The organism is Paenibacillus sp. FA6 (assembly GCF_051550225.1).
GTDB lineage: Bacteria > Bacillota > Bacilli > Paenibacillales > Paenibacillaceae > Paenibacillus_AQ.
In genome coordinates, this window is the sequence record NZ_CP188820.1 from 2448933 (window position 1) to 2475452 (window position 26520).

A 26520-nucleotide genomic window follows, 5' to 3' on the forward strand; every position below is an offset into this window, starting at 1 on the left:
AGACTACTCCCGGGCAGCGGGGCCTGGAAAACAGTCTCTATCCATAACGAATTACTTGCTCATATAACGCTCATAGGCCGCTTGATGAAGCTTAACCGCTTCGTCAATACCCATACTCTTAATCGTTTCGACCATTTTGTCGAACTCCGTAATCGGCTTCGAACCGTTAATGATTCCTGTCATCGTCTCGTTCAAATACGTATTGACTTGGCTCATGATGGACGTTACTTGGCTAGCTTCGTCGATAGTGAGACGAAGCGGAGGCAGCGTCAGCTCAGAACTTTGCTTCATCCATTCCGTGTTCGCGTCCTTCTGACCTTGGTCGAACAACAATGCATCCAGATATTTGCTGTCTTGGTTAATAGGCCCGTCCATAATGGACAGCGCGTAAGTCGATAGTGCTTGATCATACGTCAAGCCATTCGGGTTTTTGACGATTGCATCGGTAAATGTGTACGTATCGCCTTCCTTGGTGTAGCTCTCGCCTTCAATGCCGAAGTTAAACAAGTCGCTACCCTCAAGGCTGTAGTTGTAATCCATCCATTGCACGATATATTTCAGCTTGTCTTTGTCCGCGCTTGCCGTGATGGCTTCTCCATAAGTGAGCACCTTGTTGTTCAAATTGAAGGTTGCATATAACTTGCCGTCCGGCGCGAGCGGCGATGCTACGCCCGTCAGGCTAAAGTTCGGATCGGTGCCTCTCATCAGGTTGAAGAATTTGCCCATACCACTGAATACGCCTCCTTGGTAGGAGCCGGCCAAATTATTCGTGACTTTGTAGTCGAACGCTTTGCCGTCGTTGGTCATAATCTCCGGATCAATTAACCCTTCTTTGTACCACTCTGCCATCGTCGCTAGGAAGTCCTTATAACCAGATTGGATCGGACCGTAAGCGACTTGGTTGCCGACCATTTGGAAGCCGCCGATAACGCCGAACGAAGGCGAGAAGTCATGTAGCTTCGTCAGATTTCCCGGACCCCAGTTGCCCGTGAATGGAAGCTCATCGGGTTTGCCGTTACCGTTCGGATCCTGCTCCTTGAACGCTTTTAATACCGTATGCCATTCGTCAATCGTCGTAGGAGATTTAAGGCTGAGCTTGTCAAGCCAGTCTTTGCGCATAATAAGGCCGGAGGTTGCGTTCAGCTTCAAAGCGTCTAGCTTAAGCAACGGGAACATGTAGATCGTACCGTCGTCCAGCGCGATCTGCTTCTTCACGTCCGGGTCGGATTCAATAATCTTCTTCAGGTTCGGAGCGTATTGGTCGATCAGCTCGTTCAAGCGGATGATCCGCCCGTCCTCGATCATTTTCTCCGGGCCACCTACAGCGTCCGCCCAGTTATAATAAATGACGTCTGGCAAATCTTTCGTCGCGATCAGCAAGTTGAATTGATCTCTTTGCTGGCCGAGCGGTGGATGCGTGAAGTTGGCCTTGATGCCGGTAAGTTCTTCTTTCTTCCTATAGCTGGCCATTTCCCCGAAGTTTTGTAAGGAAGCCGTCAGCTTGGCATCATTAGCTCGCCAGTAATTGATCGTAAACGACTCGTTCGTGATTGGTAGCGGAATTACGGATATGGCCTCCTCGTCGGCAGCTGCTTGCGATACCGGTGCTTCTGTTACTTTGTTGCCCCCGTTATTACCTTCAGTTGTTGCATTGTTGTTCTGCGAGCAAGCCGACATGACGCTTAATAGCATCATCAAGCTCACAAGCATTAACCCCATTTTCTTTTTCATCGATAATCGCCTCCTAAGTCTTGTTTAATTATTTATTGTTTCACAGCACCGATTAAAGCGCCTTGAACAAAAAATCGTTGGATAAACGGATACACGACCATGATAGGTAGCGTCGAGATGATGATCGTTGCGTATTTGATGTTTTCCCCGATGGCGAAGCCCGTATCGGCTCCTGCTCCCATCGATTCCGTACTGCTGCTGATGAGAATATCGCGCATAATGATCTGGATTGGATATAGCTCCTGATTTCGCAAGTAGAGCATCGGTCCGACATAATCGTTCCAATGGTCAACCGCGTAATAAAGCATCATGACCGCGAGTATCGGTTTGGAGAGCGGAAGTACGATGCGGAACAGAATAAGAAAATCGTTAGCCCCGTCTAGCTTGGCTGATTCGATCAGGCTCATCGGAATGCTCTCGAAGCTCGTCTTCATGATTAGGAAGTAGAAGGTGCTGATCGCACCGGGAATAATCATGGCAAGACGGGTATCTACAAGCCCCAAATTTTGAATCATCAGAAACGTCGGGATCATACCGCCGCCGAAAAACATCGTAAACGTAATCAACTTCATTAATGTCTTTCTACCCATCAAGTCCATCCGCGACAATCCATAAGCGGCCAAGGAGGTCATTAGCAGGTTGACGGACGTTCCTGCGACAACATAAATCAGTGTATTGATATATCCCTTGTATATTTTAGGATTGTTGAACACGGACTTGTAGGCTTCCAACTGAAACCCTTCTGGCAGCAGCATGAGCGACCGCGAGCGAAGCAGTTGATCCGGATCGCTTATCGATGAGTTGAACACGTACAGCATCGGATAAAAAGATATTGCAATAACGAAGAGCATCATCAAGACGTTAAGACTATCGAAAATATGTTCACCTGTTGAGCGTTTCATAGGCCCCTCCTATTTACCAAAGACTAGTGGAATTTACCTTTTTGCTTATTGAGTTGGCGAGTATGAGCAGCGAGAAATTGATAACACCATTTATAAGACCTATCGCTGTTGAGTACGTGTAGTTCCCTTCCAAGATTCCTGAGCGGTAGACGAAGGTTGATATGACATCAGATGTTTCGTATGTCGGCGCAGTTTGCATGAGCAAAATTTTCTGGAAGTCGGCATTCATAATTGCTCCCAATCGTAGGATCAGCATGATGACCATTGTCGGCATAATGCCCGGCAGCGTAATGTGAAGCAGTTGCCTCCATCGTCCGGCGCCGTCGATCTTCGAGGCTTCGTATAGCTGTGGATCGATACCGCTTAGCGCTGCTAGGAAGATGATCGATGCCCAACCCGCGCCCTGCCAAATGTTAGAAAGAATATACATCGGTCTGAACATATCCTTCTCCGCAAGAAACATGATCGGCTGCATATCGAAAAAACCGCGAATCACATTGAATAGCCCGCCGTCCAGTGATGAGAACGTTTTCAACATACCGACAACGACGACGACCGATATGAAGTGAGGCATGTAGCTTACCGTCTGTATCGTGCTTTTGAACCATTTGAGCCTGACTTCATTAAGCAGCAAAGCGAGCACAATCGGTGCAGGGAAGCCGAACACAATGCTGTATAGGCTTAAAATAAGCGTATTTTTGATAATCCGCCAGAAGTAATAGCTTTGGAAAAACATCGTAAAGTTGTCGAACCCGATCCACTTGCCTTCCATAATACCTTTGATCGGACTGTAGGATTTCTGGAACGCCATCAGTAGGCCGTACATCGGTACGTAGCTAAAAATCAAGTAATACGCGACGACGGGAATCAGCATGAGATATACGTATCTATTCCGATGCAGTTCCTTTCTGATGAAGGATAGTCTACTTGTTTTTGTCTTTGCATTCTTGGTGGACAACCGTTGCTCCAGTTCCATTACATTCCCCTCCAACATTTCTGTTAATTAATTAATGTTTATATTATTAAATATACATGCCCGGAATACCTAATCCCATGTCCATTTCCGATTGCTTTATGTCCAAAACCGTTATTTATCTCCTTGGACATAAAGCGAATGAAACGACAATAAAGCCCCGCATTCCGTATTACTAGGGATGCAGGGCTCAATTGCTTTACCGCTTAAGAGGAACTCTTCCGATATTCCGAAGGGGAAAAACCAGTAAATTTCTTAAATACTTTGCTGAAATAAGGACAGTTATCGCCAAAGCCAACCACCTCGGCAAGCGTCGCTATCGTGATATAGTCGCCACGCTCGATTTGCTCCAGCGCTTTTTGGATACGAACGTTCATCACGTAATTCGTAAACTTCTCTCCGGTTTCCTTCTTGAACATTTTACCGATGTAATCAGGATTCATGTAAATTTCATCTGCTATCTTCTGGAGCGTTAGCATTTCATCGCTATATCGGGTTTGCACGATATGCTTGACGGCTTGCACCATTTGCGATTGCTTGCGGCGGTTTCGGTCATAGCGGTCAAGCGTAATCTCCTGGGCAATCATCATAACGAACTGCTGGAACGACTGTAGCGTACTGTTCGCAATAAAGCTGGGCAGCTTGTCCAAATGATCTTTCATCTGCACAGGGGCACACAATCGAATGATTTCCATGAAAATTTGAATAATATACGACTTCGTATCCTCGATATCGAATCGAAGTCTCGCCATCTCTTGAAACATATGGTGTAGCTCAATCTCTGCGTCTGCCCAGTGCCCCGCTTTAATCAGCATGACAAGCCGCTCCGGTTCGAATTGGAACTCGCGCTTTACTGCATCGCCCTGAACGGATATATCGCGCTCCGTAATCAAGCTGCCTTCACCCAGATAGAACCTGTGGTTCAAGCAATCGATAGTCTGCGTGTATAATCGTCGCACATGTGACAATTCCCCAGGCTCACTAAGTGCTGCCGTCAGGTCTAATCGGTAATATTTCATGAATGTGGAGCGGATCGCATCGATACGCTCGAACAGCTCCTCTTCGCTCAGCTTCTCCTCCATCAGTAGTAGGACATGATTGCCTAAGGTTGAACTGAGTATCGAATGATGGAACAAATCCTTAGCAATATTTTTAACCGCAAATAGATGCTCGTATTCGTGTTCGCCCTCAATCTCGACGAGCAATAGCCGAACACGCTGGCTATGAAACTGAAGGTCGAACAATTGACCGAAGTATTGCCATTCTTTCACTCCGTACGTTTTGTTCGTGACCAGTTCCTTTAGAAATTGCTCCTTCGCATGCGGTAGCGCGCGTTCGAGACCGTACTTAATTGATTGTACGAAATGGTCATTGTCGTCATTTTCACGCTTTCGTCGTACGACTTCCGTAAGCGCTTCCACAATTGTCTCTTCGCTACACGGCTTCAGCAAATAGTGATTGACCCGGTACTGCATAGCGGTCTTTGCATAGTCAAATTCGGAGAAACCCGTAAGCATGATGAAAGATATGTCCGGATAGAGCTCCCGAACCGCGGCCAACAGTTGCAGCCCGTCCATTCCTGGCATGCGGATGTCACTAATGATGATATCCGGCAGTTCGCGCTTCACGATCTCGAATGCCTCAACGCCGTTTTGCGCTGTTCCGATCAATTGCGTTCCGATCGCTTCCCAATCTACGACGGAGGCTATACCATCTAAGATAATAAATTCGTCATCTACTAAGAGTACCTTGTACAAAGCTCCCCGCCCCCGCTTCGCTTATCTTACAGCATTTATACTAAATACTAGTTTTTTCTTCAAGTTTTATAGAAGGTCCACTGCCAATCCAACTAGATTTCACAAGCATATGGAGCATGTCTCCTTCAGAAAACCGAATCACAAAAAAGTTTTCCATCTACGAAGTATCTCGACTCATAATTAGTTCATGCTCCGAAATTATATTACCCTTCAAACCTTAATACCCAACTCTCGTAATACACCCTTCCTACCTCAATGATCCAATCTCCAAACTGTCCTTCCATATGTTTATGGCCGTTCTCGAAAAATTTGATCCCATTGGAATTTGTCGTTTGCTCTCAATGAAACTCCCCGATGCAAGCTGCGGGGAATTAAACCCGTAGATATTAAATAGTGACTTTAGATTGAGTTGCCACCCTGAATATATATACTATTATTTAATAATTTCATTAATTATATTATCATGTTTGTTTATGTTTGAATACACAAGTTATCAAAAGGAAACAAATTGAGAATAGCCTTTTTCCTTGCCATCACATCAATTTCTCTAGCAAAACGCCATCTATACAGCGAAATAAAACAGTTTGGAATGTAAGAGTCAATCACTCTTGATTCCAGCCTGTTTTATTTTAGATGTTCCATATATCATTCGTACTTCCCTGTGTATTTACGAGAAATAAGTTCTATACCTGTAGCCTGTTTAAATTCGGGATTCTACCCGCAACTACTTCGTGAAGTCGTACATGCATCGGAGATTAAATCATGTTAACGGTACCCGTAACAGCACGGGTCTACCTCGCCTGTGGATCAACCGATCTGCGCAAGTCTATCGACGGGCTTGCGGCACTTATTCAAGAGGGGTATGGACTCGAGCCCTTTTTTCCATGCTTGTTTGCGTTCTGCAATCGACAACGCAACAAGCTTAAAATCCTGTACTGGGAGCATAAAGGCTTTTGGTTGTTCTATCACCGTCTTGAACAGGGCATTTTCCAATGGCCGACGGGAAACGAGCAAACCATGAACGTTTCTTCACGTGAATTTCGTAAGCTGCTTGACGGGCGTTCTCGATTTTCTCTTGTTTCGTATTCACACTATTACCTAGTCGTTGCCAGCCTTTGTATCGTACACCATCATATTGAATGGTCAATTTATATTTATTCATGAGTTGTTCTTTTGTCCTTTACTTCGAACGAAACTTCTCGCGAGCAGCTTGCAAGTTACATCCATCGTGGCCAAGTAGAGCATTTTCAATAAGGAATCATCCGTAGGAAAGATACTTTTCCCTTTGATGCGTTCTCTCCAACCTTTCGTATATTACCATTTTAATAGTTTTAGGAGTTTACACAATCTATTTTACAGACTCTCAATTCGAGTAAATACAGGTTCGATAGTTAAGTTAATTATTTTAAAATCAATTTCCCATCAGACTTAATAACTTTCAATATATTAACCTTTCCCGTAATATCATTTATAAAAACACTAGATATTATTTTTTCCTTTCTCTCGAAATGATACACTTTTTCACCATGTTTTTTAAGAACCTTTGAAACTTGCTGCTCCGTAACAAAATTTGATAACTTATTTGTTTTAATATCATAATATGCAAATTTAGATAGACTCCCCATTAAAAGAGAAGGTTTAAGAACCTCAACCCAGACAATAGGTTCATCGTTATCCGGTTGTAAACGCATCAATACATAATCTTCCGGAATCTCATCATTTATTACTTTAATTAACTTATTCTCTAAATTCCGATCATTCGAATGAGCAGTAGAGACAAAATAGTAGAAACGAGGCTCTCCTGATTGTTTATCATTTAAAAAGAATTCATAATCAGTTTTTCGATGATCCAAGTTGATAAAATAAGGTTCTACAATTGTAAACAAGTATAATGAACAAATAGGCATCAAAATAAGCAATACAATTAAATAGCTCTTTCTCATTATTATATTAAAAAGAATTGTAAAAACTAGGGATATAACTGGAACATAAATTACCCAACTTGAAATAAGGAAACCCTTCAAAAAAAAATTTGGGTTTAAAAAAGTCCAAATAAAAATAACAAAGCTTTGTATCAACACAAATATAATTGTAGAAAAAATTAATCTTTTCATACTTTTCACCTCCAACATCATTACTTTCCCCTTAATCAGATGTAATGAAATTATTCATTATTATTTTCTACCTAAATTGTACTTTCTTGTTGATATATCCAAGCGTTAATTCGCTCCCAATAGTCTGGGGTTCTAAAGCTAATGTCAGTTCCAACTTTATAATTCCATTACAAAAAAATCGCCCTGCCCGCCTATAAGAGGGCGATTTTGCCGATGCTTTCGGACTACACGCCAGTGCTTGCGATCAGTGTAGTTTCACATTAACATGATTGTAACAATCTGTAAATTGACATGAAGAATCTCGGAAAAAGTTAATGAGCTTTATCTGTTTATAGACGAAGTTCGTCAACATTATTATTACCGACCCGCCATATCTCTAATATAATGAGTTACGTTATCCCTTGACATCAAGAAGATCTCCAGTCTATTACTCCATCTCTCTTGGGGCTACCTTAACGGCATGAGTCGCATCAAATAAGTTACCGATAGACTGCTGCCACTCCCACCATTACTTCTGTAACTAAATACTCGAAATACGTTCTTAGAATAGACAATACCCCCACAAAAACATGCCTACATAAGCAATCTAATAGTTCCCCTTATAAACAGTTCTTAGTTTAGTGGTTGTTGGGATACCTCCATTTTTCGCTTCGATGCATTTTCTTTTTCTATTCAATTTTATGAGCTTTTTGAACAGGCTCTTTTAGTAAATTTAATGTTCCTATGATAGAATTAGAATACAAATCAACACACATTGAAGGATGGTTGCGCATGGAACTAAGACAATTACAATATGCCATACAAATTGCAGCGGAACGAAACTTCTCGCGAGCAGCAGAGAAACTACATATTGCTCAGCCCTCACTCAGTCAGCAGCTAGCCAAGCTAGAGAAGGAGATTGGAGTGCTTCTTTTCCAGCGCAATACAAGTAGTGTTGAGCTTACTCATGCTGGAGAGAAGTTTATAGAGCAAGCACAGAAGATTATCGATGCAGTTGAATTATTGCGACAGGAGATGTCAGATATTTCGCAACTTCGCGGAGGAAAAGTCGTTGTGGGAAGCATGCCGATTACCGGTTCTCACCTACTTCCTTATGTGCTTCCGAGCTTCAAGCTAGCTTTTCCAGATATAGAAATCAATTTATTAGAAGATTCTTCAATGAATTTAGAGAAACTGACCGCACTGGGTCGGACGGATCTAAGCTTACTCTCCCTTCCACTGGTGGAACCTTCTCTTGCATATGAGGTCATTGGAGAAGAATTGATCGATCTGGCTGTTCCCCCTCAGCATCCACTAGCATTGAGAGCAAATAGTAGCAACTCACCTGTACCTGTTCAATTGGAAGAACTCAAAGATGAATCTTTCATCGTACTCAAAAAAGGCCAAGGCTTTCGCACCATGACCTTCGATCTCTGTCAAAAAGCTGGGTTCGTTCCACAAGTCGTATTTGAAAGCAGTAACATGGAGACGATTCAAGCACTAGTAGCAGCAGGAATGGGCGTAACACTGGTCCCACGTTACATTGCGCGTGCACCTAGATCGGAGTTCGTACCTGTTTATTTACCGTTGGCTGAGCCTATTCCCTTTCGAACGCTAGTCGTAGCTTATCGGAAAGGTCGTTATCTCTCCAAAGCCGCCGAGGCTTTTATTGCGACATTCAAGAAATCCATGGAGGAATTGAAATAAACAGCTACACAAATCTATGCTTCATCTTTTTAATAATAAATCTCTGGTCGCCGATCTTGAAAGACGGGAATACGACTTCGTACCTCATCAACAAGGGAAATCGAGACTTCACCGATAACTATTTCTTCGCCTTCTCCACCTTCAACAACAATCTCACCCCATGGATCGATGATCATCGAATGACCGAAGAATGAAGCATCTCCGCTCTCCCCTACTGTGTTACACGCGATAACATACATTTGATTCTCAATGGCTCGTGCCATGAGTAATGTTCGCCAGTGATGTAAGCGGGGATGCGGCCATTCCGCCGAAACAAACAGTACCTTCGCTCCATTCAAAGCCAAGGAACGTGCCATTTCCGGAAACCGTATATCATAGCAAATGCATACACCTGCTACACATTCATCATTCAGCTGAAATGCAACTAATTGTTGACCAGGGACTATATATTTCTCTTCATTCATCAGACGAAATAAGTGAATTTTTGAATAATCAGCAATTTGCAAACCTGCTCGATCAAACACATACATCGAATTGAACACCTGTCCTGCGTTGGTTTCAGCTATCGAACCTGCAACGATCAAGACTTGATGTCGCTTGGCAAAAGCACTTAACCAACGCTTGCTATGCTCACCACCCTCATCTGCAATATGATGAATCTGCTCCAATGCATATCCTGTGTTCCACAATTCAGGTAATACTAAGAGATCTGGTTTCGGGTTCTTTGCGACGGCCTCCTCCATTAATGAAAGGATGTGCTCCTCATTCGCGACAGGTTCACCTAATATAATAGAAGTTTGAATCAATGCTATACGTAAATTATCATTCTCTGCACCTCTTATCATCAAGGTTCCCCCAATTCTAATTGATGTGCTCATCATATCTTGTAAAAGCTACCCCGTACAATAGTCTGCAAAATTCAATCTATCTACCTCATACTCTTTGCAAAACCAAGGGTTCCATGGTATTCTATTTGAAATTAAACCTAACCATATATATTATAAATATAAACGTGTTGACGGGACCAATTAATAAGGCTACTTCACGCCTTTAGAGAGTAAATTCCTTAGCTGAGAGAATTTACCGTGAATCTTATTTTAACCTACCCCTGAGCGGCCTGCCATATCGGTAGGACAGAACCTTCTGTTACTAGGTAATCAAGTTGGATGATTTATTCATCAATAAAGGTGGTACCGCGGAAGCTATAACTTTCGTCCTTTGCTCTTCAAGGATGAAGGTTTTTTTGTTGTCAATTTATTGTTACAATGAATAATCATAAGGACGTGATACTTGTGTCATCCCGTATCGTCATCAAAATCGGTAGTAGCTCCCTTACTTTTGCCGAAGGAGCTCTAAACCGGGAGGCCATCCACTTTTTCGCAGGAGAAATGGCTTCCTTAAAAGCAGCAGGTCATGAAATACTATTAGTCACATCAGGAGCCGTAGCAGCAGGCTTCCGCGAGATAGGTTATCCCTCTCGCCCCCGTCTATTGCATGAAAAACAAGCCGCAGCAGCGGTAGGTCAAGCTCTATTAATGCAATCCTACCAGCAGGCCTTCGGGTCACATGGTATTGTCACAGCTCAGTTACTTCTTACACGGACCGACTTCTGTAGTCGCAAACGAATGAACAACGCTGGCATGACGGTTGAAGAGTTGTTGAAACAAGGTGTCATACCTATCTTTAATGAGAATGATACTGTCTCTGTAGATGAATTGAAATTCGGTGATAATGACACATTATCCGCTCTTGTCGCCAATTTAGTAAAGGCACAGCATCTATTGATTCTGACAGATATGGATGGTCTATATTCAGGAGATCCCCGCAAACATCCAGATGCTGTTCGATTCGATCGTATCCGTGAAATTACAGAGGAGATTTATGCCATTGCCGGTGGTGCTGGTTCTTCCCTCGGTACAGGTGGAATGCGCTCCAAGGTGGATGCCGCCAAAATCGCAACAAGAGGAGGGGTCCCTGTTTTCGTAGGAAAAGTAACTGCTTCTGGGGATCTGCAATCTGCAGTTGATGGAGCTGGGCGCGGAACATACTTCGACACAGAACTTTCCTCTCTCTCTATGAAGAAGCAATGGCTCGGCTTCATGTCCACACCACTTGGTTCTATTACAGTAGATGAAGGTGCAGAAAAAGCACTAACTCATGGGGGACATAGTCTACTTGCAGTCGGTGTTAAGCACGTTGAAGGTCATTTCCATGCAGGAGATGTTGTCGAAGTGCTTAATATGGAAGCTAAAGTCATTGGAAGAGGCATCATTAATTACGATGACGATCAATTACGAGAAGTTCGCGGAATGTCTAGTTCGGATGTCTTTCAGAAGACAGAGAATATTCATCGATTGGAAGTTATTCACCGTGATGAGTGGATTACGTTAAAGTAGAGAGGTTACGGATTATCCTTCCGATCGCTGTTGCCCCCAAATTTTTTTGAATATATCGCTGTTAGCGACAAAATTCGGAGGCAAAGGCGAACGCTTCGCTTCTTCAGGACAATTCCGTCCCCTCTACAACAAAACAAAAAAGCATTATCACTACAATAATTCTATGATTATGCTCAAACACTTTTAGGAGGTTATCCCATGAACACTAGTGAAGTAAGAAATAAAGCAATACTCGCCAAAGCCGCATCTACCGTGCTTAACCGCTTGGATACAGAGCAGAAGAATAATGCATTGCGACTTATGGCCCAAGCTCTTAGAGAAGAACAGGAGATTATACTTACCGCCAATCTCGAAGATCTTGAGCGAGGACGTCAACAAGGAACACCCCCTTCTCTTCTGGATCGACTTGCATTGAATCCAGATCGAATCAATGCCATGGCCGAAGGCTTGGAGCAAATTATTGATCTTCCAGATCCCATTGGTGATGTACTAGATGCCATCGATCGTCCTAATGGTTTAATGATCGATAAAATCCGCGTACCCATTGGTGTTATCGGAATCATCTATGAAGCTCGCCCTAATGTGACTGTCGATGCCGCTGGTCTATGTCTAAAGACGGGAAATGCTGTTGTCTTACGTGGTGGTTCAGCCGCCATCTCATCAAACCGTCAAATTATTGAAGTGTTGCATCGCGCACTAGCCTCATCAGCTATTCCTGTAGATGCTCTTCAAATCATTGAAGATCCAAATCGTAGTTCCGTTGATGAAATGCTGAAACTTAAAGGAATATTAGATGTCATCATTCCTCGTGGCGGAAGATCCCTCATCCAGAATGTCGTAGAGAACTCCACTGTTCCTGTGATAGAGACCGGTGCTGGCGTATGTCATACATATATCGACGCTTCAGCAGATCCTACTATGGCTGCTGATATCAGCTTAAATGCCAAGGTTCAGCGTCCTTCTGTTTGTAATGCAATGGAAACCCTAATCATTCATAAAGATTTCGCAGCAATCCATCTTCCACTTCTCGCTGAGCAGTTCAAGGAATCCAATGTAGAAATACGAGGCTGCGAGGATACACTTGCATTAATCCCGTGGGCTACTCAAGCTACGGAAGAGGACTATTCCACTGAGTACAATGACTATATTTTGAATGTAAAAATAGTCAATACGATGCAAGAAGCGCTTGACCATATTGCGAAACACGGTACACAACACTCTGAATGTATTGTGACTGAAGATCAAGATCATGCTACAATTTTCATTCAAGAAGTTGATGCTGCTGCCGTCTACCATAATGCATCTACTCGCTTCACAGACGGTTTCGAATTTGGGTTCGGAGCAGAGATTGGAATTAGTACTCAGAAATTGCACGCGCGGGGCCCAATGGGACTCCCTGCACTCACTACTACTAAATACCGTATTTATGGCAACGGACAAATCCGTCGCTAATTCCGGTAAGGAGGATCATATTATGAGCGAACAACATCGTTTATTTCAGAACAATATTGCCTTCTATGGAGCAGGCTCGATGTCAGAAGCTATTGTTCGCGGTCTTATTGCGCGTTCAGTCATTTCACCTTCTAACATAATCATGCTGAATCGTAGTAATTCTGCCCGGCTTGAGGAATTGAATCAACGTTACAATGTACAGACCAGCAATGATGAGGCTGCCAAGATAGGAATCCTTCGGACTTCTTCAGTCATCGTGCTAGCCATGAAGCCTAAGGATGCCGCTGCCGCCCTACAACAATTGGGTCCCTTACTATCCGGGGGGCAACTGATTGTTTCAGTTATCGCAGGTTTATCTATCCATACCATACAACGTCTATTAGGTCGGAACCTACCGGTCGCTCGCACGATGCCTAATACATCCAGTTCTATCGGTCTTGGTGCCACTGGAATTTCATTCTCCGAAGAAATTACTCAAGATCAACGTCGGACAGTCATGACTCTTTTTGAAGCCGTCGGCACGGTCACCGTCATCGATGAGATGCAAATGGAAGTATTGACTGGAATTTCTGGTAGTGGGCCTGCTTATATTTACTATATGATGGAAGCTATGATGGAAGCAGGTATTCGCGGAGGTCTGACGCAACAGCAAAGTAAAGATTTAACCGTCCAAACCGTTCTAGGTGCTGCCAGAATGGTGCAACAGACGGGTGAAGAACCTAGTGCATTGAGAGCTAAGGTCACTTCTCCGAATGGCTCTACACAAGCAGCGATCCAAACGCTTGATGAGGGGAACTTCTTCGAAGATGTTATTGCCGCTGTCCATCGCTGTGCCGAACGCTCACGGGAAATGGGTGCTCAACTAGAGAGTGATAATAGTTGATTTAATGGCTCAATCCCACTTATTAGGAAATCAGAATGAGACATTCGTCTTATCTAGTTGTTTAGATGAGTATCATATTCCTGCGAAAGCGCAGGCTTTTCTTTCGAAACCAATGATATCGTGAAGATACCTGCAATCATGCAGGTATTTAATCATAAGTAGGAGGGTTTGTCCCTTAAGTAGGCTAAAAGATGTATTATCGCTGGAATATGGAGTGAATCGATAGATAACGCAGAAAAAAGATGTACCATTGCAGGCTTTATATCCAACCACGTTAGTGTTGGCACTTTAGACCGGTAGTAATGTGCTTCTTAATTGAGACATATACCAACCAAAAGCAACCCATCCTGTATACCACAGGGATGGGTTGCTTTTTATAATGTTATTCTCGTTCGTGCCAAATCACTGATTAGATCTGGGAACCATGAATCCAAATGTGTGAAAGGGAATCCCGCTTCATTCCCCTTGGAATTACTAATGAAGAATGATTGTTCCACACCATAAGGTGATTTATCCGATTCTGGCGAATGATGTTCAATCATCGCTGTCTTACCTACTTCCTGTTCCATCAAAGTAATCATCTCCGCTAATGATATCTCGCCCGTTGCACAAGCATTAAGAGGTCCCGTAATAGATTGATCCTTAAGCCAGCATAACAATGTCGCAGCCTCATCCGAAGAAATAAAGTTAATCTTAGCATCAACCGAAGGAATACCTATAACGGTCCCTTTCATAATCCGATCGATGTGAAATTCGAGCCGTCGTGTATAATCATCTTTCCCCACGACGAATGAAAAGCGAACACTACAGACAGGAAATGTAGCATGTTGCGCAAATATAGCTTCAGCTAAAGCTTTACCTGTACCATAATCGAAATCGGAGCGACAACCCATTTTGATTGGATACGTATGTGGATCCAATTCTGCCTCTGTATGTTCATATGGTGCTTGCTCATAAACGGACATACTTGATGTGTTAATATATCTTTTCACTTTGCCCGCAAATACTTTACAAGCATTCCATGCGTCTTGAGGTGAATAACAGATGTTATCATAAATGACGTCCCATTCATAACCTGCTGTAGCTTTTAATAAGGAGCTATAGTTCTCACGATCTACAACCAGTCGCCCCACTCGATCTCCAAATGAATCTGAAGTGATCCCTCTTGTAGCAATCGTTACCTCCATTCCTTCTTCCAAAAGCAACTCTACTAGCCTCTTGCCGAAGAAACGCGTTCCGCCTAATACTAATGCTGTTTTCATGAAATTCCCCCTACTCATCCAGTTGATTATCGACGACCTCGGACTTGTTCTGGATTTTTCTTCATTTTCTTATTTCCGAGCGCCAACTTCAGTCCGCCACCAATGAGTAGTACAGAAACAATGAAAGTTTGAATATACGTACGTAACCTATAATCAATACGATACTCAGGGAACTGTCTTTCCAATACAGGAATAATGAATTGAGTACCTAAGTAATACAACCCAAGCACAAGTAACCCTATTCCTATCAATCCACGATGATTATCGAGTCCCTCAACTAGCGGCCGATCAATCAGCGGTTCTTTGCCATAACGAGAGGCTTGTTGTAGTCCATCAAAGAAACTATAGAACCAAATAACCGGGATGAGGAACATGAACAATGATAGTCTGAGAATATCTAGCACATAGATGGAACCCAAGAACAATACCATCAGTTGTAACCCTCTCTTTTGCAAGCCGAGATACATATGTCCCGCTCCAGGAAAAGCAGACAACAACGTCACTAATATTTTACTGCGTTTACCATCTGCACGTCCTTCTTCAAATTCCTCAAACAACGTACGATCCACTAACATCTCCCCAGCCTGTTTCCGATTGATTTGTTGTACGGCATCAAACATACAATACAACCAAATAATCGGAAGTACACCTAGGAACAACAGGAATACCGATGAACTTGTAATCCCCGTAACGAACACCATGATCGTTACTAACCCGAAGAATGATACTAGAAAAGATAATCCACGCTGCATCAACCCCAATTGTAGATGGCCTAATCCAGGAATAAAAGATAGTAGAATCGTATAAAAACGTTCACTATGCTCGCTTTGCGTACGTGGCTCACTGATCAACTGCCCATATTCATTCACAGCATGGCCTAGGTCATTTCTCATCTGGGATGAAGATGGAGATGGTGCTTTCAATAAGAAGATGATTAAATCAAGCATGCTGACACACCAGATGAATAGTCCACTTACAATTCCAACACCCATAAAAAATTCCTCATTGCTAGCTATCAATAATAATATGCTCACACCAATACTTCCAAAAAACAATAACGGATATAGCAAACCTCTCGTTTTTCTTCCCAAGAAATAATGCCCTAAACCAGGAAACACATTTAATATAAAAGCAAAAAATCCACTTCGCTCATTATGCACATAGATCCATCCTCTCAATTCATTTATCGTTTCAATTGGTCCAGCCAAGTTACTGTTATATCCATGATCTGATCACTGTAAGACGTTGTATGTTCCTTAGTTATCACATTCAAGTCACCAGGTACCAACTTATCAAAAAGCCCGGTAGACAAGAACAACAAGGTCAAGCAAGCAGCCACTGTATAATGGAAGACCGGATGTTCAAACCACCGTCGTCGTTGTTCAACGAAGCACATATCTTTCTCATAAAAATGATTAGGGAGTCTATTCATGACATCATCCGTAAATTGCATTGCATCCACCATATCTGGCATCCTCAGTTCCATGGAAGATAGGAGTTGGATATGTAGTTGCATTGCTTCATTATCTTCAAGTAGTAGAGACTCCCAAGTCTGCTCTTGTTCCATCGTGCAAGTTCCATCTAAATAACGCTGTGCGAGCTTTCGCTTATCGTCCATACTTAAATGATTCATTTCCATTCTTCCTCCTTCCATTTCTTCCGAATCCAATCTCTTGCCCGATATAACTTAGATTCTACCGTCTTTGGCTTCACTTCGAGCTCTTGAGCGATTTGGTCGTAATTTTTCTCCTCTAAATAAAATGCTGTAAGCACAACGCGATGATTATCTGGTATCATTTGTAACTTTTTCTTGAATAGTTCCTTCTTCTCCTGACGGATGCTCAGAGTTAATGGATCTTCTTCATCCGAGGGGATCAATTCCATGTCGACCACTGGATATAGATTATCCTCACCTCGCCGTGTCTTCTTTCGCTTCAAATCAATAGCCTTGTTCGTAGCAATTCGAGTAATCCACGATTTAAATCCTTGGGACCGGTATTGAGAAAGAGACTTATAGATCTGGATAAATGTCTCTTGGGCAACATCTTCCGCATCCTTCACATCACGCAATACCGAGTATGTCGTATAAAATATATGTTTACTGTACTCATCTACAATGAGTCGAAAAGCATCAGAGTTACCCTGAAGCACTTCTTCTATGATTTTATCCTCGTCAATAGTTCTCCTCTCCTTCCCCATAATCTTAGACGTTCATTTTATCATTGCCCCTGCACTTCTTTCGAAAAAAGTTTTGAACTAGTACCATAAAACGATAGAGTGAACAAAGATATTCTCTTGTTATTGATGAAAGATGAGCAAGCTATTCTGCAAGTGACAAAATCAAATTTCTCTATTATAATGGTCTTCAAGAGACGAAGAACGTCCCGCTTCCATTCCCCCGCGAATGGAAACGGGACGTTTTCTTTTTATTCAGGGGGGATATCGAGATGAATTTTGACAAAGCACATGCTGTATATATTCAGTACCATTTAGACAAAAGAATGGGAGAACGTCGCGGCCGTCTAAAGCGAGGTCACCGCGAAGCAGAGAAGTTGTTCTGCCACAACATTTGGTGGCCATTACTTGGAAATTTCGATCATTTACATCCAGAATTCGAAATCCTCGATTGGCGGGGTCTATCCTATTTCTGCGATTTCGTCTGGCTTACACAAGGTGTAAAACTTGTTATCGAGATCAAAGGTTTCGGTCCACATGTACGGGACATGGATAGAAAAAAATATTGCAATGAGTTAAATCGGGAAACCTTTTTAAAATATAAGAAAGCATAAGTTTCACTTGATACTCTATTTCTTATATTTCGGCAGAGACGGATACCGTCCTTGAAAAAGGACGGCATAGCCGTTTCTGCTTGTCTGGTATGGGATTTCAGGTTATTTCATTTGCTTATGATGACGTCGCACACCGACCCGAGCTGTGCATTACGCTACTACGCATGGTGCTTAGCCGCTACCAATCAGAATCTACTCCTAACAGCATGATCAATGTCATGGAACGAGAGATCATTCGTCTTGCCTGTTTACTTACTCGCCCTCTGCGCCCAATCGATGTGGAAACTCATTTAAACATCAATCACCGCACCGCTGTTCGAACACTACAATCGCTCTGCATCAAGGGTTTGTTTGCCGCTGTAACCGGGGCGGAGGGTAAACATGTTGTACGATATGAACTTCAGCCTGGAGCACTGATTCGCTGATATACTGGTAAAATACCTGCAATATACATCTTTTAACCTGTCTACCGGCCAATTTAGCGACTAATGGTTTAAATTCCTGCACAATCGGCGGTATTTTGCTAGAAAGTACATTTCGAAGAAAAAAGCCTGCACTTTCGCAGGAATTTGCCCAAAGTTAAGTGAAAACGGCTTCGCCGTCCTTTTTCCAGGTTCCTTATATGTCAAAAAGACTGAACGAGGCTCTCCCCCGCTCAGTCTCATTCCCAGTTTCTATATAATGCTTGCTCATAGCCTGCTAGCAGCCACCTACGAATGTTTTACAAAGTTATCGCAGTATCGAGTGCCACTTCCATCATGTCATTAAACGTCGTCTGGCGCTCTTCTGAGCTTGTCTCTTCACCAGTCAATAAATGATCGCTCACTGTCAAGATAGTTAAGGCGTGAACGCCAAACTTCGCTGCCAGCGTATAGATCGCCGTTGTTTCCATTTCCACACCTAGAACACCATACTTCATCAGTTTCTGCACAACAGAAGGATCGTCGCGATAGAACATGTCAGAGCTAAATACATTTCCTACATGTAACTGAAGACCTTTAGCTATTCCTAGTTCATAAGCTGTTTTGAGCATGCTAAAATCCGCGATGGGCGAGAAATCATACCCTCCAAAATTGTGATGATTGACACTGGAATCCGTACAAGAAGCCTGCGCAAGAATAACGTCACGAACATGAACATCTGCTTGCATACTACCGCACGTACCTACACGGATTAGGTTTTTGACACCATACTCACTAATTAGTTCATTCACATATATGCTAGTTGATGGAATCCCCATTCCCGTTCCTTGAACGGAAATACGTTGCCCTTTATAAGTACCCGTGAATCCGAGCATCCCTCTAACTTCGTTGTAACAGATCACATTCTCCAAATACGTTTGCGCAATAAACTTCGCGCGCAGTGGGTCTCCCGGTAACAGTATCGTTTCCGCAACATCGCCAGGTTTCGCCCCAATATGAGTGCTCATTCGTGTTCCCCCTGAAAGTTAGATTGGTTGATTCACATCTACAATTAGCTTTATCCCATCATGACAAATTCAATAGTTAGTCTAAAGCTATCATATCATAATTGGCATGTGCTTTTCAGTCTGACGCTCTCTTTTCATGACACGAAATGAACATCAACTATGCCTTTCGGAGGGAGTCAACCTTTTGTCGGATTTGCGTCCAAATGATATTCTTCCCATTATTTCTGGAGCCATAATTCCTAGTACAATCAAGATCATTCCAATCCATTGTAGAGGCGTAACTAATTCTCCTAAAATGATGACGGAAACTACCATAGCTGATGGCAATTCAGCAGCACACAGAATCGTTCCTAAACCTGCTCCAATTTTAGGCATACTAATAGCAAATAACAAGAACGGAACGACTACACCAAACACCCCAAGCAGTAAACCATAGCTCCATAGGCTTGTCTCTGTCAGTTGGCTAACCAGATGTATTGGATTTATTGAAAGAGATATCACGAGGAGCGCTCCAGTACTAATAAAGAACAACCTTTTTGGAGCCGCTTCATGCGTTGCTACTCTTGAAGTAAGTACCAAGTACATCGCAAAAAATAAGGCCGCAAGAAGTCCAAACAACACGCCTTTCATACTCAATGAAGCTAAGGATTGGCCAAAGATAGCACCCGCCAACAATGTACCTATTACTAATAACAGGATGGCTACTAATTTACTCTTACTTGGCCATGTTCTAGTTAGTACACTTTCAATAACAACGCCTATCCAAGTGAATTGGAACAGGAATACAACCGCTATCGAGGCTGGCAGTTCAGATACAGAAACCGCGTAGGTGATGCCCACCAAGGCGGTCAGCGTACCCGTAATCAACAGTTGGCCCGCATTTTTCCATGAAATCTTGTAGTTAAATGAGAACAGATAAATAGCAGCAATGATTACCCAGCCGACGAAGTATTGGCTACCCACTAATTCCCCTGAAGTAAAACCGTCTTCAAATCCAAGCTTAATCATCGTCGACAATGTACCATATGAGATGGCTCCCAATATGACAAAAATTGAATATTTTAATAAGTTCAAGCTAAACCACTCCTTTAAAAAAATAAAATCGCCACCCGTCCAAAGGACAGGTGACGACTGAAAAAAAAGGTTTCCCTTTTAAAAATTTCGTCTCTCAGATATAACTGAGTTTGTGAATACTCTTATGCAACCTTTAATATTATAATGTAAATTGGAGCTACTGTCAATGTGAGATACCAAATAATTAGATAGCATTATTTTACTTTATACGAATTTTATATGCCTCACGGATGTAGGCAGGATAGTCGTATACCGTTAACGTGAGTGGCTGTGCATAGGAGTCTTTCTCTATATAATACAGTGAATGTTGCTCTCTCATACTTCTTCCTTCAAAATATCCACTGATAATCTCCTCGAGATCTGCCGTTGGGTACCGCTTGCCATTCGCATCGGTAAATTCACTATCAAACAGATTATACATCATATTGTCTTCTGGATCGAGAATGCTAAGGCTGAAATCCAGTTTCAAAGCTTTCTCGAGATTCGTCATCTTATAGAGATTCAGTTTCTCATCTGGCGCCTGAAGAATTTCACCTTTTTCTGTATCCACTATGACAGACATCTGATTTCTATCGAGCGCACGGAACCAACTTCCTTCAATGGTCAACCACTTAGGCTCCTTGAAATAAGGACTCTCGAAATGATACACTGGATGATTCCTCCCCACACCCATACTCCCTGATATATTCCGCCAGACAGTACCTTCGTCATCTACTAATTGAATATCACCGGGACCGAAAATTTGTTTGGAATTATGATCGTCATAGTCCATATACAATGAAACACGTAATGGAGAAACAACCGCTTTGGAAAAGGTGACCTTCTGCCCTTCGATCTGGATGGTTTCTCCGAGTATATACTCATGACGAAGTGCGGCGAACTTCTCTTGATCAATTGGTATGTTCACGTTGAACTCCGTTCCGCCCACGTCCCCAAGTCCGGTAACAGGAATTTCCTCATTACCTACGATCATATCCTTTGTTACATTTGACGTATTTGTTGATTCCAAATTTGTGAGTAGTACCTTCAGTACCACTTCACTAGGCAATGATACACCTTGTGGGAGCTCAAATTCTGCTGTTCCGCGCTGAATCCCAGCTTCTTGGAAATCCTGATCCGCTTCCCTCGAATCATTGTAACTGATGGAAGCTTGTAGCTTCTCACCTGAGATATCAGTAAGGGAGAATCGATCTAATCGGACGGGATAATCATTCTCGGGCAACTGAATGTCGTAGAACACAATCATCCGAGAGTCATCTGCGATGATCCCTTGAACCGTGAACTTCATACCCTCATGCTCATCGGATACGCCGACTGGTTGAATGAAATCATGATCTAAGGCTAGTTTAATTCCTTTATCTGACGTGTTGTTGATCATATCAACGAACTTTTGAAGTCCAGGAATATCACCGACGATAGCCGCAAAAACCGGAGACACCTTAATGGTGAACAGACAAGAGAAGAGCAGAATGGATGCTGCGATGGCCCCTGCAAATCGTCTTCGTCTTTGTTTTTTACGGTACGCCATCTTCGTTTGTCCTTGACGAATCCCCTCCGTAATGGCAACCTCAATCCGGTCCACTAATTTATCGTCCATTTCTTGTTCAGTTGGATTATGCATATTCTTCCTCCTTCCGAAAAGCGATTCGTAATTCCTTTAACGCTTTATTCAACCAAGTCTTCACTGTACCTTCCGGCTTCTCCAACAGATTGGCGATCTCACTCAGCGTCATATCCTCATAATATTTGAGGATGATGATATGGCGTAGTTTTGGAGCAAGTAGATCGATAGCCATTTCCATCCTGATTTTATCATCCAGCTTGAGATCTGCTGCAAGCGGTTCGGTTACCTGAAACAACGGCATCCTTTTCTTTTTCCTTTTTTGTTCGTCGATACAACATCGGATAAGGATGCGAATAAACCAAGTTTGGAAATATCTCGGTTCCTTAAGCTTTACAAGCTTAATATAGGCTTTGCATGTCGCTTCTTGAATAGCCTCCAGCGCATCATTCTCGTCCTTCAGATACGCAACGGCTATGGAGTACAGTTTCTTATTATTAGCACTAACCAATTGGTGAAATGCCACATGGTCCCCGAGTTGTGCTGCCTTCACCAGTTCTTCTGTTGACACTCCCTCACCCCGTCCCTTCCCCTATTAGACTGCCGAGCTGGCGAAACGGTTTTAGTAAAATAAAATATTGTTAATGGTTCACCAAATTTTTAATCATCTTGAAATTTACTAACTTAACTCCTCTGCGCTCAACAACCTGTGATTCAGTTATGCGATACCCCTGATATTCAAAAAAAGGCTTAGCCGTAATACTTGCATCTGTATACATTTCAATAAGGCCTAGTCTGATTGCTTCGGATTCAAGACAGTTCACTAAAGCTGAAGCTATTCCTTGTCTTTGAAAATCTTTATGTATATAAAGCCGATCTAAGTAACCCTTTTGAGTCATGTCAGCAAACCCAACGATTGTACCGTTGTTTTCCGCAACATAGGTAACATTATGACTCAATGAGTCCCTCCAAGTGGTCTTCTTGAGCGTCTCTTCATCCTTTGGAGCCCAAGCATCAAGTTGCTCTTGCGAATAATCTTGTTTGTTGACCGAATGTACTGTTTCGTAAAATAATGAAACTATCTGACTCAAATCTGATAACTGGAATTTTCTAATTTCCATTGGGTATCCTCCTTCTCATTAATGGTGGCACTTCCGCCCATATTTTACTACACAATAGCACAACAAAAAAGCCATCCCAATAAAGGATTGACTTTTTCTAATGATGGATATCGATAATACGACCAAATTATTCACCATAAAAACTACGTCAACCTTCTGATCCTAACTGCCACTCATGATGATTGAATTGATAACGATACCGTCAGGTAAATCTTCCTTAGATACACTAATTAGGGATCTTATAAAGACTTTCCCTTTCATTTTTTTATCCGAATTATTCTCATTCATTACAGGTATTACATCAATTTTCAGAATTGGATCTTTCTCTGTATTCTCTTCCGGCAACGTTAGCGATATAATTTCAAATCCCTTTGTGACGGATTCCTTTTCTCCAATGCTTACACATATGAAATACTCTGTGTCCGTTTCTTTTACAATAAATCCGCCAGGTACTGAAGTTTTAAACTCTCCATATCTATCTACTATTTCTTGTGACAGACCATCAGAGTTATCCCGCTCCCAAGCAAAATTTAGAGAACTCTTCGAGTATAAAAGTTGTTTATAAGGAATACTCTTCACTTTTCCATCAACTTGCACTATCGTTTCCGTCTTTTCATCCACGACCTGATTTCCATTTCCGTCCACATCTGCACTACAACCCATTTGCAGCCCTATAACAAACAGGATTGTTATAAGCCCAGTCATCGTTCGTAACAATCCCCTGATCCGGTCCATTTCTTCACTTCACCTCGATGTTCTATCTCTCAACTAATTTTTACATATTCTCAACATACTGTTAGCACCCTTTTGAAACTCATAAGGAACTATTATTTCTTCAGTGCTGCAACCTTGTCTATGAAGATCTTCAATTAACCTGTCCAAATGTTCATACCTCTTGCAAGATAGATCAATTAAAGGGAATATACGGATTTCTTGCGTTGTCACTCGCAGCAGTTCCCGGATTGTGTCTAAATGAAAGTTATAATCCAACCGATCTGCATACATGAATAGGAAGTGTGCAGAGAGCGTCAAATCAAATTGATTATCGTGAAAAGGTAACGTTGGTAGTTCTGCCGGAACATAACGGTTGGGAGAACTTTTCATATCCGCTGCACAATCCGTTAATGCCTGAATTCTATGTTTTTTAAGCTCATCACTTGATTTGAAATAATCCCATAAGAAGTTACCCTTTGCATTCTCCATATGCTCAATAACATGTTCTATATCCTGAAATCCCTTTTCTTCAAGTTGTGAAAAGTCGTGGTAATATGCAATATCAGTTGCAGTTACATCAGCCCCAAGCTGACTAGCTATCGCTGTGAAGGAACATCCTCCAGCAGGACAATCAAGTACTCTACAACCTAATAAATCCTCCTTAGAAAGGTTGAACATCGCCATGTATTCATCAAAAGTTCTCCCAATAAGCACAATACGACTTAAATCCAATTTCATCTCTGCTTTACTCATCTCGGCTCACCATTCCTCTTCTCAACTATTCTCAGCTCTTCACAATACAATTGTGCTACAAGGAAAATTATACCACAATATAGTTTTTGTAATTATCATAATTAACAACATTTAGAAAGTGAATTGATCCAGCAGGATAGGACTATTAACTTTGGAAGTAGGGTATATTGTAAAGGATAAAAACAATGACATGCAAAAGGAGATGTTTTTCATCGTAAATAAGCCAAAAACAACAGCAGATTTGACCTATGAACAATATGAAAAATCACGTTCTATAAATCCAGAATCAGTCATCCCTACAGATGATTTGCGTGACGTAAATACCATCACTACACAAAGTATTAGTGAACTTCCTCTAAAGAGTGACGTTGAATATTATTCAAGCGAGGATGTCAATGAGACGGCTCTCGAAGATGTTCCAGATGCTGATGTTATCCAAAGGGACAGCCCTATTGATCCAGCCACACCTCCAATTATAGTTGTACATGGCACAGATCTATTAAATGGATATCATAATGAAGAACCGGAGGATTGATCAATCACGTATCCATAGCTCTTAATATAGGAGTTTTCGATGTGGAAGTAAATATTGCACTAATTCTGTTTGGCCAAGTAAATAACATTGCGTATTTCGCCACAACCTAAATCCATTCCAGGACTTAGGTTGTGGCGAATTTATGTATTACTCCCTGAATAGTGAGTTTATTTCTTTTTAAAATAAGAAAATATCATGATCCACAGAATACAACCAAGTAATATTTGAATTGAACTTTCTTGTATGTCTATACCATCTCCACTCAACAATATTCCAGTGAAGAAACCCAGTACGATACTTATTATTACTTCTATAAATTTAGCCACCTAACGACCTCCATTCAATAAATTTAGATTGTATTGTCCTCATACCATGTCATTTGCTAATGCAACGAGCTTATTCATTGTTTTCCAGTTACGAACGGTCGAAGGTACATCCAACTTCTGAAGATTGTTCGCAAGCTTGGAGTTTCTAATACTATGATGGAATAAAAGGTAGACCTCTCGACCTTCCATTCGATACTCCTCATTTTCACTTTTGTAACCACGTAGTCGTTCAATCCCTTCCTGCGAAGGTTCTTCAAGTAACAAAGAGACGTAAAGACTCTCCCCAACAGCCGATGCTTCCGCTTCGGATATAGCCTGCTCAGAGAATGGGCAGTTCGCAACAATTCTGTTCAACGCCTCCGTTGTTCTTAACACAACAATGACCGAAAACCCAAATACCAACTCAATCTGATCTTCGATCCGTTTCCGTAGCGGTTCTTCTTCCTCATTCGATTCAAAAAGAACATTGCCGCTCTGAATATACATTTGAACTCGAAACAGTCCAATCGCTACAAACATTTCCTTCAATTCAGCCATTTTGATCATATTCTTTCCACCTACGTTAATTCCTCGTAACAGCGCAATATAGATCGTCAACCAACTCACCCGCCTCTTTATTCAATGGATTCAGTCATCGGGATACAACTCTTTCAAAAAACGTATGGATTGGTTTATTAACTCTTCCAATACCTTTACGTCGATATCAGCCACCTTATTAATATACACACAAGCTTTTCCTGCCGTATGTTTACCGAAGTCTGTTAATAACTCATCTCGTTTAGCATCGCCTGTCGCAAAGTACAAACTGATTTTGGCCTTCCGAGGTGAAAAACCTACTAACGCCGCATCCCCTTCATGACCCGAATCATATTTATAATGATAGGTACCAAATCCAATAATGCTTGGTCCCCACATCTTTGCTTGAAAGCCGGTCGTTTCAGTGAAAATATCTAATAATCGATAGGCATCTTCACGTTTCTTAACATTTTCGACATTCTCAATAAACTCAATGACACTGTTATCGGTTTCTTTTGTTTTTGGTATATACATGTAAGGGATCTC

The 26520-nt window shown here is 42.0% G+C and carries 26 protein-coding genes and 2 pseudogenes; 8 read left to right on the forward strand and 20 right to left on the reverse strand.

Annotated elements, in window-relative coordinates; translation table 11 throughout:
• Positions 1 to 51: 51 nt before the first annotated feature.
• The 4 genes from ACP8HI_RS11420 to ACP8HI_RS11435 all read right to left on the reverse strand — a co-directional run bounded on the left by ACP8HI_RS11420 (position 52) and on the right by ACP8HI_RS11435 (position 5363).
• Entirely contained in the window at positions 52 to 1731 is a 1680-nt protein-coding gene (locus tag ACP8HI_RS11420; protein WP_438351190.1) for an ABC transporter substrate-binding protein, read from the reverse strand.
• A gap of 32 nt (positions 1732 to 1763) precedes the next feature.
• The gene (locus ACP8HI_RS11425; protein WP_438351191.1) at positions 1764 to 2633 is read right to left on the reverse strand and encodes a carbohydrate ABC transporter permease; all 870 of its coding nucleotides are present in this window, start codon (positions 2631 to 2633) and stop codon (positions 1764 to 1766) included.
• A 13-nt stretch (positions 2634 to 2646) separates the two neighbouring features.
• On the reverse strand, positions 2647 to 3609 hold the full coding sequence (locus tag ACP8HI_RS11430) for an ABC transporter permease (protein ID WP_438351192.1): 963 nt from the start codon (positions 3607 to 3609) through the stop codon (positions 2647 to 2649).
• 203 nt (positions 3610 to 3812) lie between these two features.
• Entirely contained in the window at positions 3813 to 5363 is a 1551-nt protein-coding gene (locus ACP8HI_RS11435) for a response regulator transcription factor (RefSeq protein ID WP_438351193.1), read from the reverse strand.
• Between the two features lie 762 nt (positions 5364 to 6125).
• On the opposite strand from ACP8HI_RS11435, the pseudogene tnpB reads away from it, so the two are divergent.
• Positions 6126 to 6365, forward strand: a pseudogene (gene tnpB, locus ACP8HI_RS11440) (IS66 family insertion sequence element accessory protein TnpB); the annotation flags it as partial.
• 58 nt (positions 6366 to 6423) lie between these two features.
• Here the strand turns inward: tnpB and ACP8HI_RS11445 are convergent.
• Together ACP8HI_RS11445 and ACP8HI_RS11450 are read right to left on the reverse strand one after the other, a co-directional pair.
• Positions 6424 to 6525 (reverse strand): annotated as a pseudogene (locus ACP8HI_RS11445) (tRNA pseudouridine(38-40) synthase TruA); the annotation flags it as partial.
• A gap of 238 nt (positions 6526 to 6763) precedes the next feature.
• Positions 6764 to 7477: a hypothetical protein gene (locus ACP8HI_RS11450; protein ID WP_438351194.1), complete on the reverse strand. Its 714-nt coding sequence runs from the start codon at positions 7475 to 7477 to the stop codon at positions 6764 to 6766.
• Between the two features lie 771 nt (positions 7478 to 8248).
• Between ACP8HI_RS11450 and ACP8HI_RS11455 the strand changes: the two genes are divergently transcribed.
• Positions 8249 to 9163, forward strand: a complete 915-nt coding sequence (locus tag ACP8HI_RS11455) for a LysR family transcriptional regulator (protein ID WP_438351195.1) — start codon at positions 8249 to 8251, stop codon at positions 9161 to 9163.
• Between the two features lie 29 nt (positions 9164 to 9192).
• On the opposite strand, the gene ACP8HI_RS11460 is transcribed toward ACP8HI_RS11455, so the two are convergent.
• Complete coding sequence (locus tag ACP8HI_RS11460) at positions 9193 to 10008, reverse strand: carbon-nitrogen family hydrolase (RefSeq protein WP_438351196.1); 816 nt, start codon at positions 10006 to 10008, stop codon at positions 9193 to 9195.
• Positions 10009 to 10455: 447 nt separating this feature from the next.
• On the opposite strand from ACP8HI_RS11460, the gene proB reads away from it, so the two are divergent.
• The 3 genes from proB (at position 10456) to proC (ending at position 13894) form a co-directional block, all read left to right on the forward strand.
• Positions 10456 to 11559, forward strand: coding sequence for a glutamate 5-kinase (gene proB, locus ACP8HI_RS11465; protein WP_438351790.1), 1104 nt, complete (start codon positions 10456 to 10458; stop codon positions 11557 to 11559).
• 198 nt (positions 11560 to 11757) lie between these two features.
• Positions 11758 to 13011 carry a glutamate-5-semialdehyde dehydrogenase gene (locus ACP8HI_RS11470; protein ID WP_438351197.1) on the forward strand — a complete coding sequence of 418 codons (1254 nt, stop codon included), beginning with the start codon at positions 11758 to 11760 and terminating at the stop codon, positions 13009 to 13011.
• Between the two features lie 22 nt (positions 13012 to 13033).
• Positions 13034 to 13894, forward strand: a complete 861-nt coding sequence (gene proC / locus ACP8HI_RS11475; RefSeq protein WP_438351198.1) for a pyrroline-5-carboxylate reductase — start codon at positions 13034 to 13036, stop codon at positions 13892 to 13894.
• A 374-nt stretch (positions 13895 to 14268) separates the two neighbouring features.
• Here proC and ACP8HI_RS11480 read toward each other — a convergent pair whose 3' ends face one another.
• From ACP8HI_RS11480 to ACP8HI_RS11495, 4 genes are read right to left on the reverse strand one after another with little or no spacing between them, the layout of a single operon-like run.
• Positions 14269 to 15156 (reverse strand): NAD-dependent epimerase/dehydratase family protein, encoded by an 888-nt coding sequence (locus ACP8HI_RS11480; protein ID WP_438351199.1) that lies wholly within the window; start codon positions 15154 to 15156, stop codon positions 14269 to 14271.
• A gap of 26 nt (positions 15157 to 15182) precedes the next feature.
• Positions 15183 to 16364: a hypothetical protein gene (locus ACP8HI_RS11485; protein WP_438351200.1), complete on the reverse strand. Its 1182-nt coding sequence runs from the start codon at positions 16362 to 16364 to the stop codon at positions 15183 to 15185.
• Positions 16340 to 16789, reverse strand: coding sequence for a hypothetical protein (locus ACP8HI_RS11490; protein ID WP_438351201.1), 450 nt, complete (start codon positions 16787 to 16789; stop codon positions 16340 to 16342). Before ACP8HI_RS11490 ends, ACP8HI_RS11485 begins: the two co-directional genes overlap by 25 nt.
• Positions 16786 to 17355: an RNA polymerase sigma factor gene (locus ACP8HI_RS11495; RefSeq protein ID WP_438351202.1), complete on the reverse strand. Its 570-nt coding sequence runs from the start codon at positions 17353 to 17355 to the stop codon at positions 16786 to 16788. Before ACP8HI_RS11495 ends, ACP8HI_RS11490 begins: the two co-directional genes overlap by 4 nt.
• A 248-nt stretch (positions 17356 to 17603) precedes the next feature.
• Between ACP8HI_RS11495 and ACP8HI_RS11500 the strand changes: the two genes are divergently transcribed.
• Positions 17604 to 17945 carry a hypothetical protein gene (locus tag ACP8HI_RS11500; RefSeq protein ID WP_438351203.1) on the forward strand — a complete coding sequence of 114 codons (342 nt, stop codon included), beginning with the start codon at positions 17604 to 17606 and terminating at the stop codon, positions 17943 to 17945.
• Positions 17946 to 18163: 218 nt separating this feature from the next.
• Positions 18164 to 18370 (forward strand): hypothetical protein, encoded by a 207-nt coding sequence (locus ACP8HI_RS11505; protein WP_438351204.1) that lies wholly within the window; start codon positions 18164 to 18166, stop codon positions 18368 to 18370.
• Between the two features lie 296 nt (positions 18371 to 18666).
• On the opposite strand, the gene deoD is transcribed toward ACP8HI_RS11505, so the two are convergent.
• The 7 genes from deoD to ACP8HI_RS11540 all read right to left on the reverse strand — a co-directional run bounded on the left by deoD (position 18667) and on the right by ACP8HI_RS11540 (position 24597).
• On the reverse strand, positions 18667 to 19374 hold the full coding sequence (gene deoD / locus ACP8HI_RS11510; protein ID WP_438351205.1) for a purine-nucleoside phosphorylase: 708 nt from the start codon (positions 19372 to 19374) through the stop codon (positions 18667 to 18669).
• A 153-nt stretch (positions 19375 to 19527) separates the two neighbouring features.
• Positions 19528 to 20448: an EamA family transporter gene (locus ACP8HI_RS11515; RefSeq protein ID WP_438351206.1), complete on the reverse strand. Its 921-nt coding sequence runs from the start codon at positions 20446 to 20448 to the stop codon at positions 19528 to 19530.
• 199 nt (positions 20449 to 20647) lie between these two features.
• Positions 20648 to 22069: a DUF4179 domain-containing protein gene (locus ACP8HI_RS11520; protein ID WP_438351207.1), complete on the reverse strand. Its 1422-nt coding sequence runs from the start codon at positions 22067 to 22069 to the stop codon at positions 20648 to 20650.
• Positions 22062 to 22580 carry a sigma-70 family RNA polymerase sigma factor gene (locus ACP8HI_RS11525; protein ID WP_438351208.1) on the reverse strand — a complete coding sequence of 173 codons (519 nt, stop codon included), beginning with the start codon at positions 22578 to 22580 and terminating at the stop codon, positions 22062 to 22064. The genes ACP8HI_RS11520 and ACP8HI_RS11525 overlap by 8 nt, the downstream gene beginning before the upstream one ends.
• Before the next feature lie 70 nt (positions 22581 to 22650).
• Entirely contained in the window at positions 22651 to 23130 is a 480-nt protein-coding gene (locus ACP8HI_RS11530) for a GNAT family N-acetyltransferase (RefSeq protein ID WP_438351209.1), read from the reverse strand.
• 162 nt (positions 23131 to 23292) lie between these two features.
• Positions 23293 to 23865, reverse strand: coding sequence for a hypothetical protein (locus ACP8HI_RS11535; protein ID WP_438351210.1), 573 nt, complete (start codon positions 23863 to 23865; stop codon positions 23293 to 23295).
• A gap of 33 nt (positions 23866 to 23898) precedes the next feature.
• The gene (locus ACP8HI_RS11540) at positions 23899 to 24597 is read right to left on the reverse strand and encodes an SAM-dependent methyltransferase (RefSeq protein ID WP_438351211.1); all 699 of its coding nucleotides are present in this window, start codon (positions 24595 to 24597) and stop codon (positions 23899 to 23901) included.
• A 190-nt stretch (positions 24598 to 24787) separates the two neighbouring features.
• Here ACP8HI_RS11540 and ACP8HI_RS11545 point away from each other — a divergent pair, with 190 nt between their 5' ends.
• Entirely contained in the window at positions 24788 to 25132 is a 345-nt protein-coding gene (locus ACP8HI_RS11545; RefSeq protein WP_438351212.1) for a hypothetical protein, read from the forward strand.
• Positions 25133 to 25497: 365 nt separating this feature from the next.
• Here ACP8HI_RS11545 and ACP8HI_RS11550 read toward each other — a convergent pair whose 3' ends face one another.
• Both ACP8HI_RS11550 and ACP8HI_RS11555 read right to left on the reverse strand, forming a co-directional pair.
• Entirely contained in the window at positions 25498 to 26064 is a 567-nt protein-coding gene (locus ACP8HI_RS11550; protein ID WP_438351213.1) for a DUF1697 domain-containing protein, read from the reverse strand.
• A 21-nt stretch (positions 26065 to 26085) separates the two neighbouring features.
• Positions 26086 to 26508, reverse strand: a complete 423-nt coding sequence (locus ACP8HI_RS11555; RefSeq protein ID WP_438351214.1) for a DUF1801 domain-containing protein — start codon at positions 26506 to 26508, stop codon at positions 26086 to 26088.
• Between the last annotated feature and the right edge of the window lie 12 nt (positions 26509 to 26520).

What these genes read in the sequence shown, in the direction of transcription:
- ACP8HI_RS11420 (WP_438351190.1), bottom strand. Translation starts at nt 1,731, where the DNA reads ATGAAAAAGAAAATGGGGTTAATGCTTGTGAGCTTGATGATGCTATTA.
- ACP8HI_RS11425 (WP_438351191.1), bottom strand. Translation starts at nt 2,633, where the DNA reads ATGAAACGCTCAACAGGTGAACATATTTTCGATAGTCTTAACGTCTTG.
- ACP8HI_RS11430 (WP_438351192.1), bottom strand. Translation starts at nt 3,609, where the DNA reads ATGGAACTGGAGCAACGGTTGTCCACCAAGAATGCAAAGACAAAAACA.
- ACP8HI_RS11450 (WP_438351194.1), bottom strand. Translation starts at nt 7,477, where the DNA reads ATGAAAAGATTAATTTTTTCTACAATTATATTTGTGTTGATACAAAGC.
- ACP8HI_RS11455 (WP_438351195.1), top strand. Translation starts at nt 8,249, where the DNA reads ATGGAACTAAGACAATTACAATATGCCATACAAATTGCAGCGGAACGA.
- ACP8HI_RS11460 (WP_438351196.1), bottom strand. Translation starts at nt 10,008, where the DNA reads ATGATAAGAGGTGCAGAGAATGATAATTTACGTATAGCATTGATTCAA.
- ACP8HI_RS11470 (WP_438351197.1), top strand. Translation starts at nt 11,758, where the DNA reads ATGAACACTAGTGAAGTAAGAAATAAAGCAATACTCGCCAAAGCCGCA.
- proC (WP_438351198.1), top strand. Translation starts at nt 13,034, where the DNA reads ATGAGCGAACAACATCGTTTATTTCAGAACAATATTGCCTTCTATGGA.
- ACP8HI_RS11480 (WP_438351199.1), bottom strand. Translation starts at nt 15,156, where the DNA reads ATGAAAACAGCATTAGTATTAGGCGGAACGCGTTTCTTCGGCAAGAGG.
- ACP8HI_RS11490 (WP_438351201.1), bottom strand. Translation starts at nt 16,789, where the DNA reads ATGAATCATTTAAGTATGGACGATAAGCGAAAGCTCGCACAGCGTTAT.
- ACP8HI_RS11495 (WP_438351202.1), bottom strand. Translation starts at nt 17,355, where the DNA reads ATGGGGAAGGAGAGGAGAACTATTGACGAGGATAAAATCATAGAAGAA.
- ACP8HI_RS11500 (WP_438351203.1), top strand. Translation starts at nt 17,604, where the DNA reads ATGAATTTTGACAAAGCACATGCTGTATATATTCAGTACCATTTAGAC.
- ACP8HI_RS11505 (WP_438351204.1), top strand. Translation starts at nt 18,164, where the DNA reads ATGGAACGAGAGATCATTCGTCTTGCCTGTTTACTTACTCGCCCTCTG.
- deoD (WP_438351205.1), bottom strand. Translation starts at nt 19,374, where the DNA reads ATGAGCACTCATATTGGGGCGAAACCTGGCGATGTTGCGGAAACGATA.
- ACP8HI_RS11520 (WP_438351207.1), bottom strand. Translation starts at nt 22,069, where the DNA reads ATGCATAATCCAACTGAACAAGAAATGGACGATAAATTAGTGGACCGG.
- ACP8HI_RS11530 (WP_438351209.1), bottom strand. Translation starts at nt 23,130, where the DNA reads ATGGAAATTAGAAAATTCCAGTTATCAGATTTGAGTCAGATAGTTTCA.
- ACP8HI_RS11535 (WP_438351210.1), bottom strand. Translation starts at nt 23,865, where the DNA reads ATGGACCGGATCAGGGGATTGTTACGAACGATGACTGGGCTTATAACA.
- ACP8HI_RS11540 (WP_438351211.1), bottom strand. Translation starts at nt 24,597, where the DNA reads ATGAGTAAAGCAGAGATGAAATTGGATTTAAGTCGTATTGTGCTTATT.
- ACP8HI_RS11545 (WP_438351212.1), top strand. Translation starts at nt 24,788, where the DNA reads ATGCAAAAGGAGATGTTTTTCATCGTAAATAAGCCAAAAACAACAGCA.
- ACP8HI_RS11555 (WP_438351214.1), bottom strand. Translation starts at nt 26,508, where the DNA reads ATGTATATACCAAAAACAAAAGAAACCGATAACAGTGTCATTGAGTTT.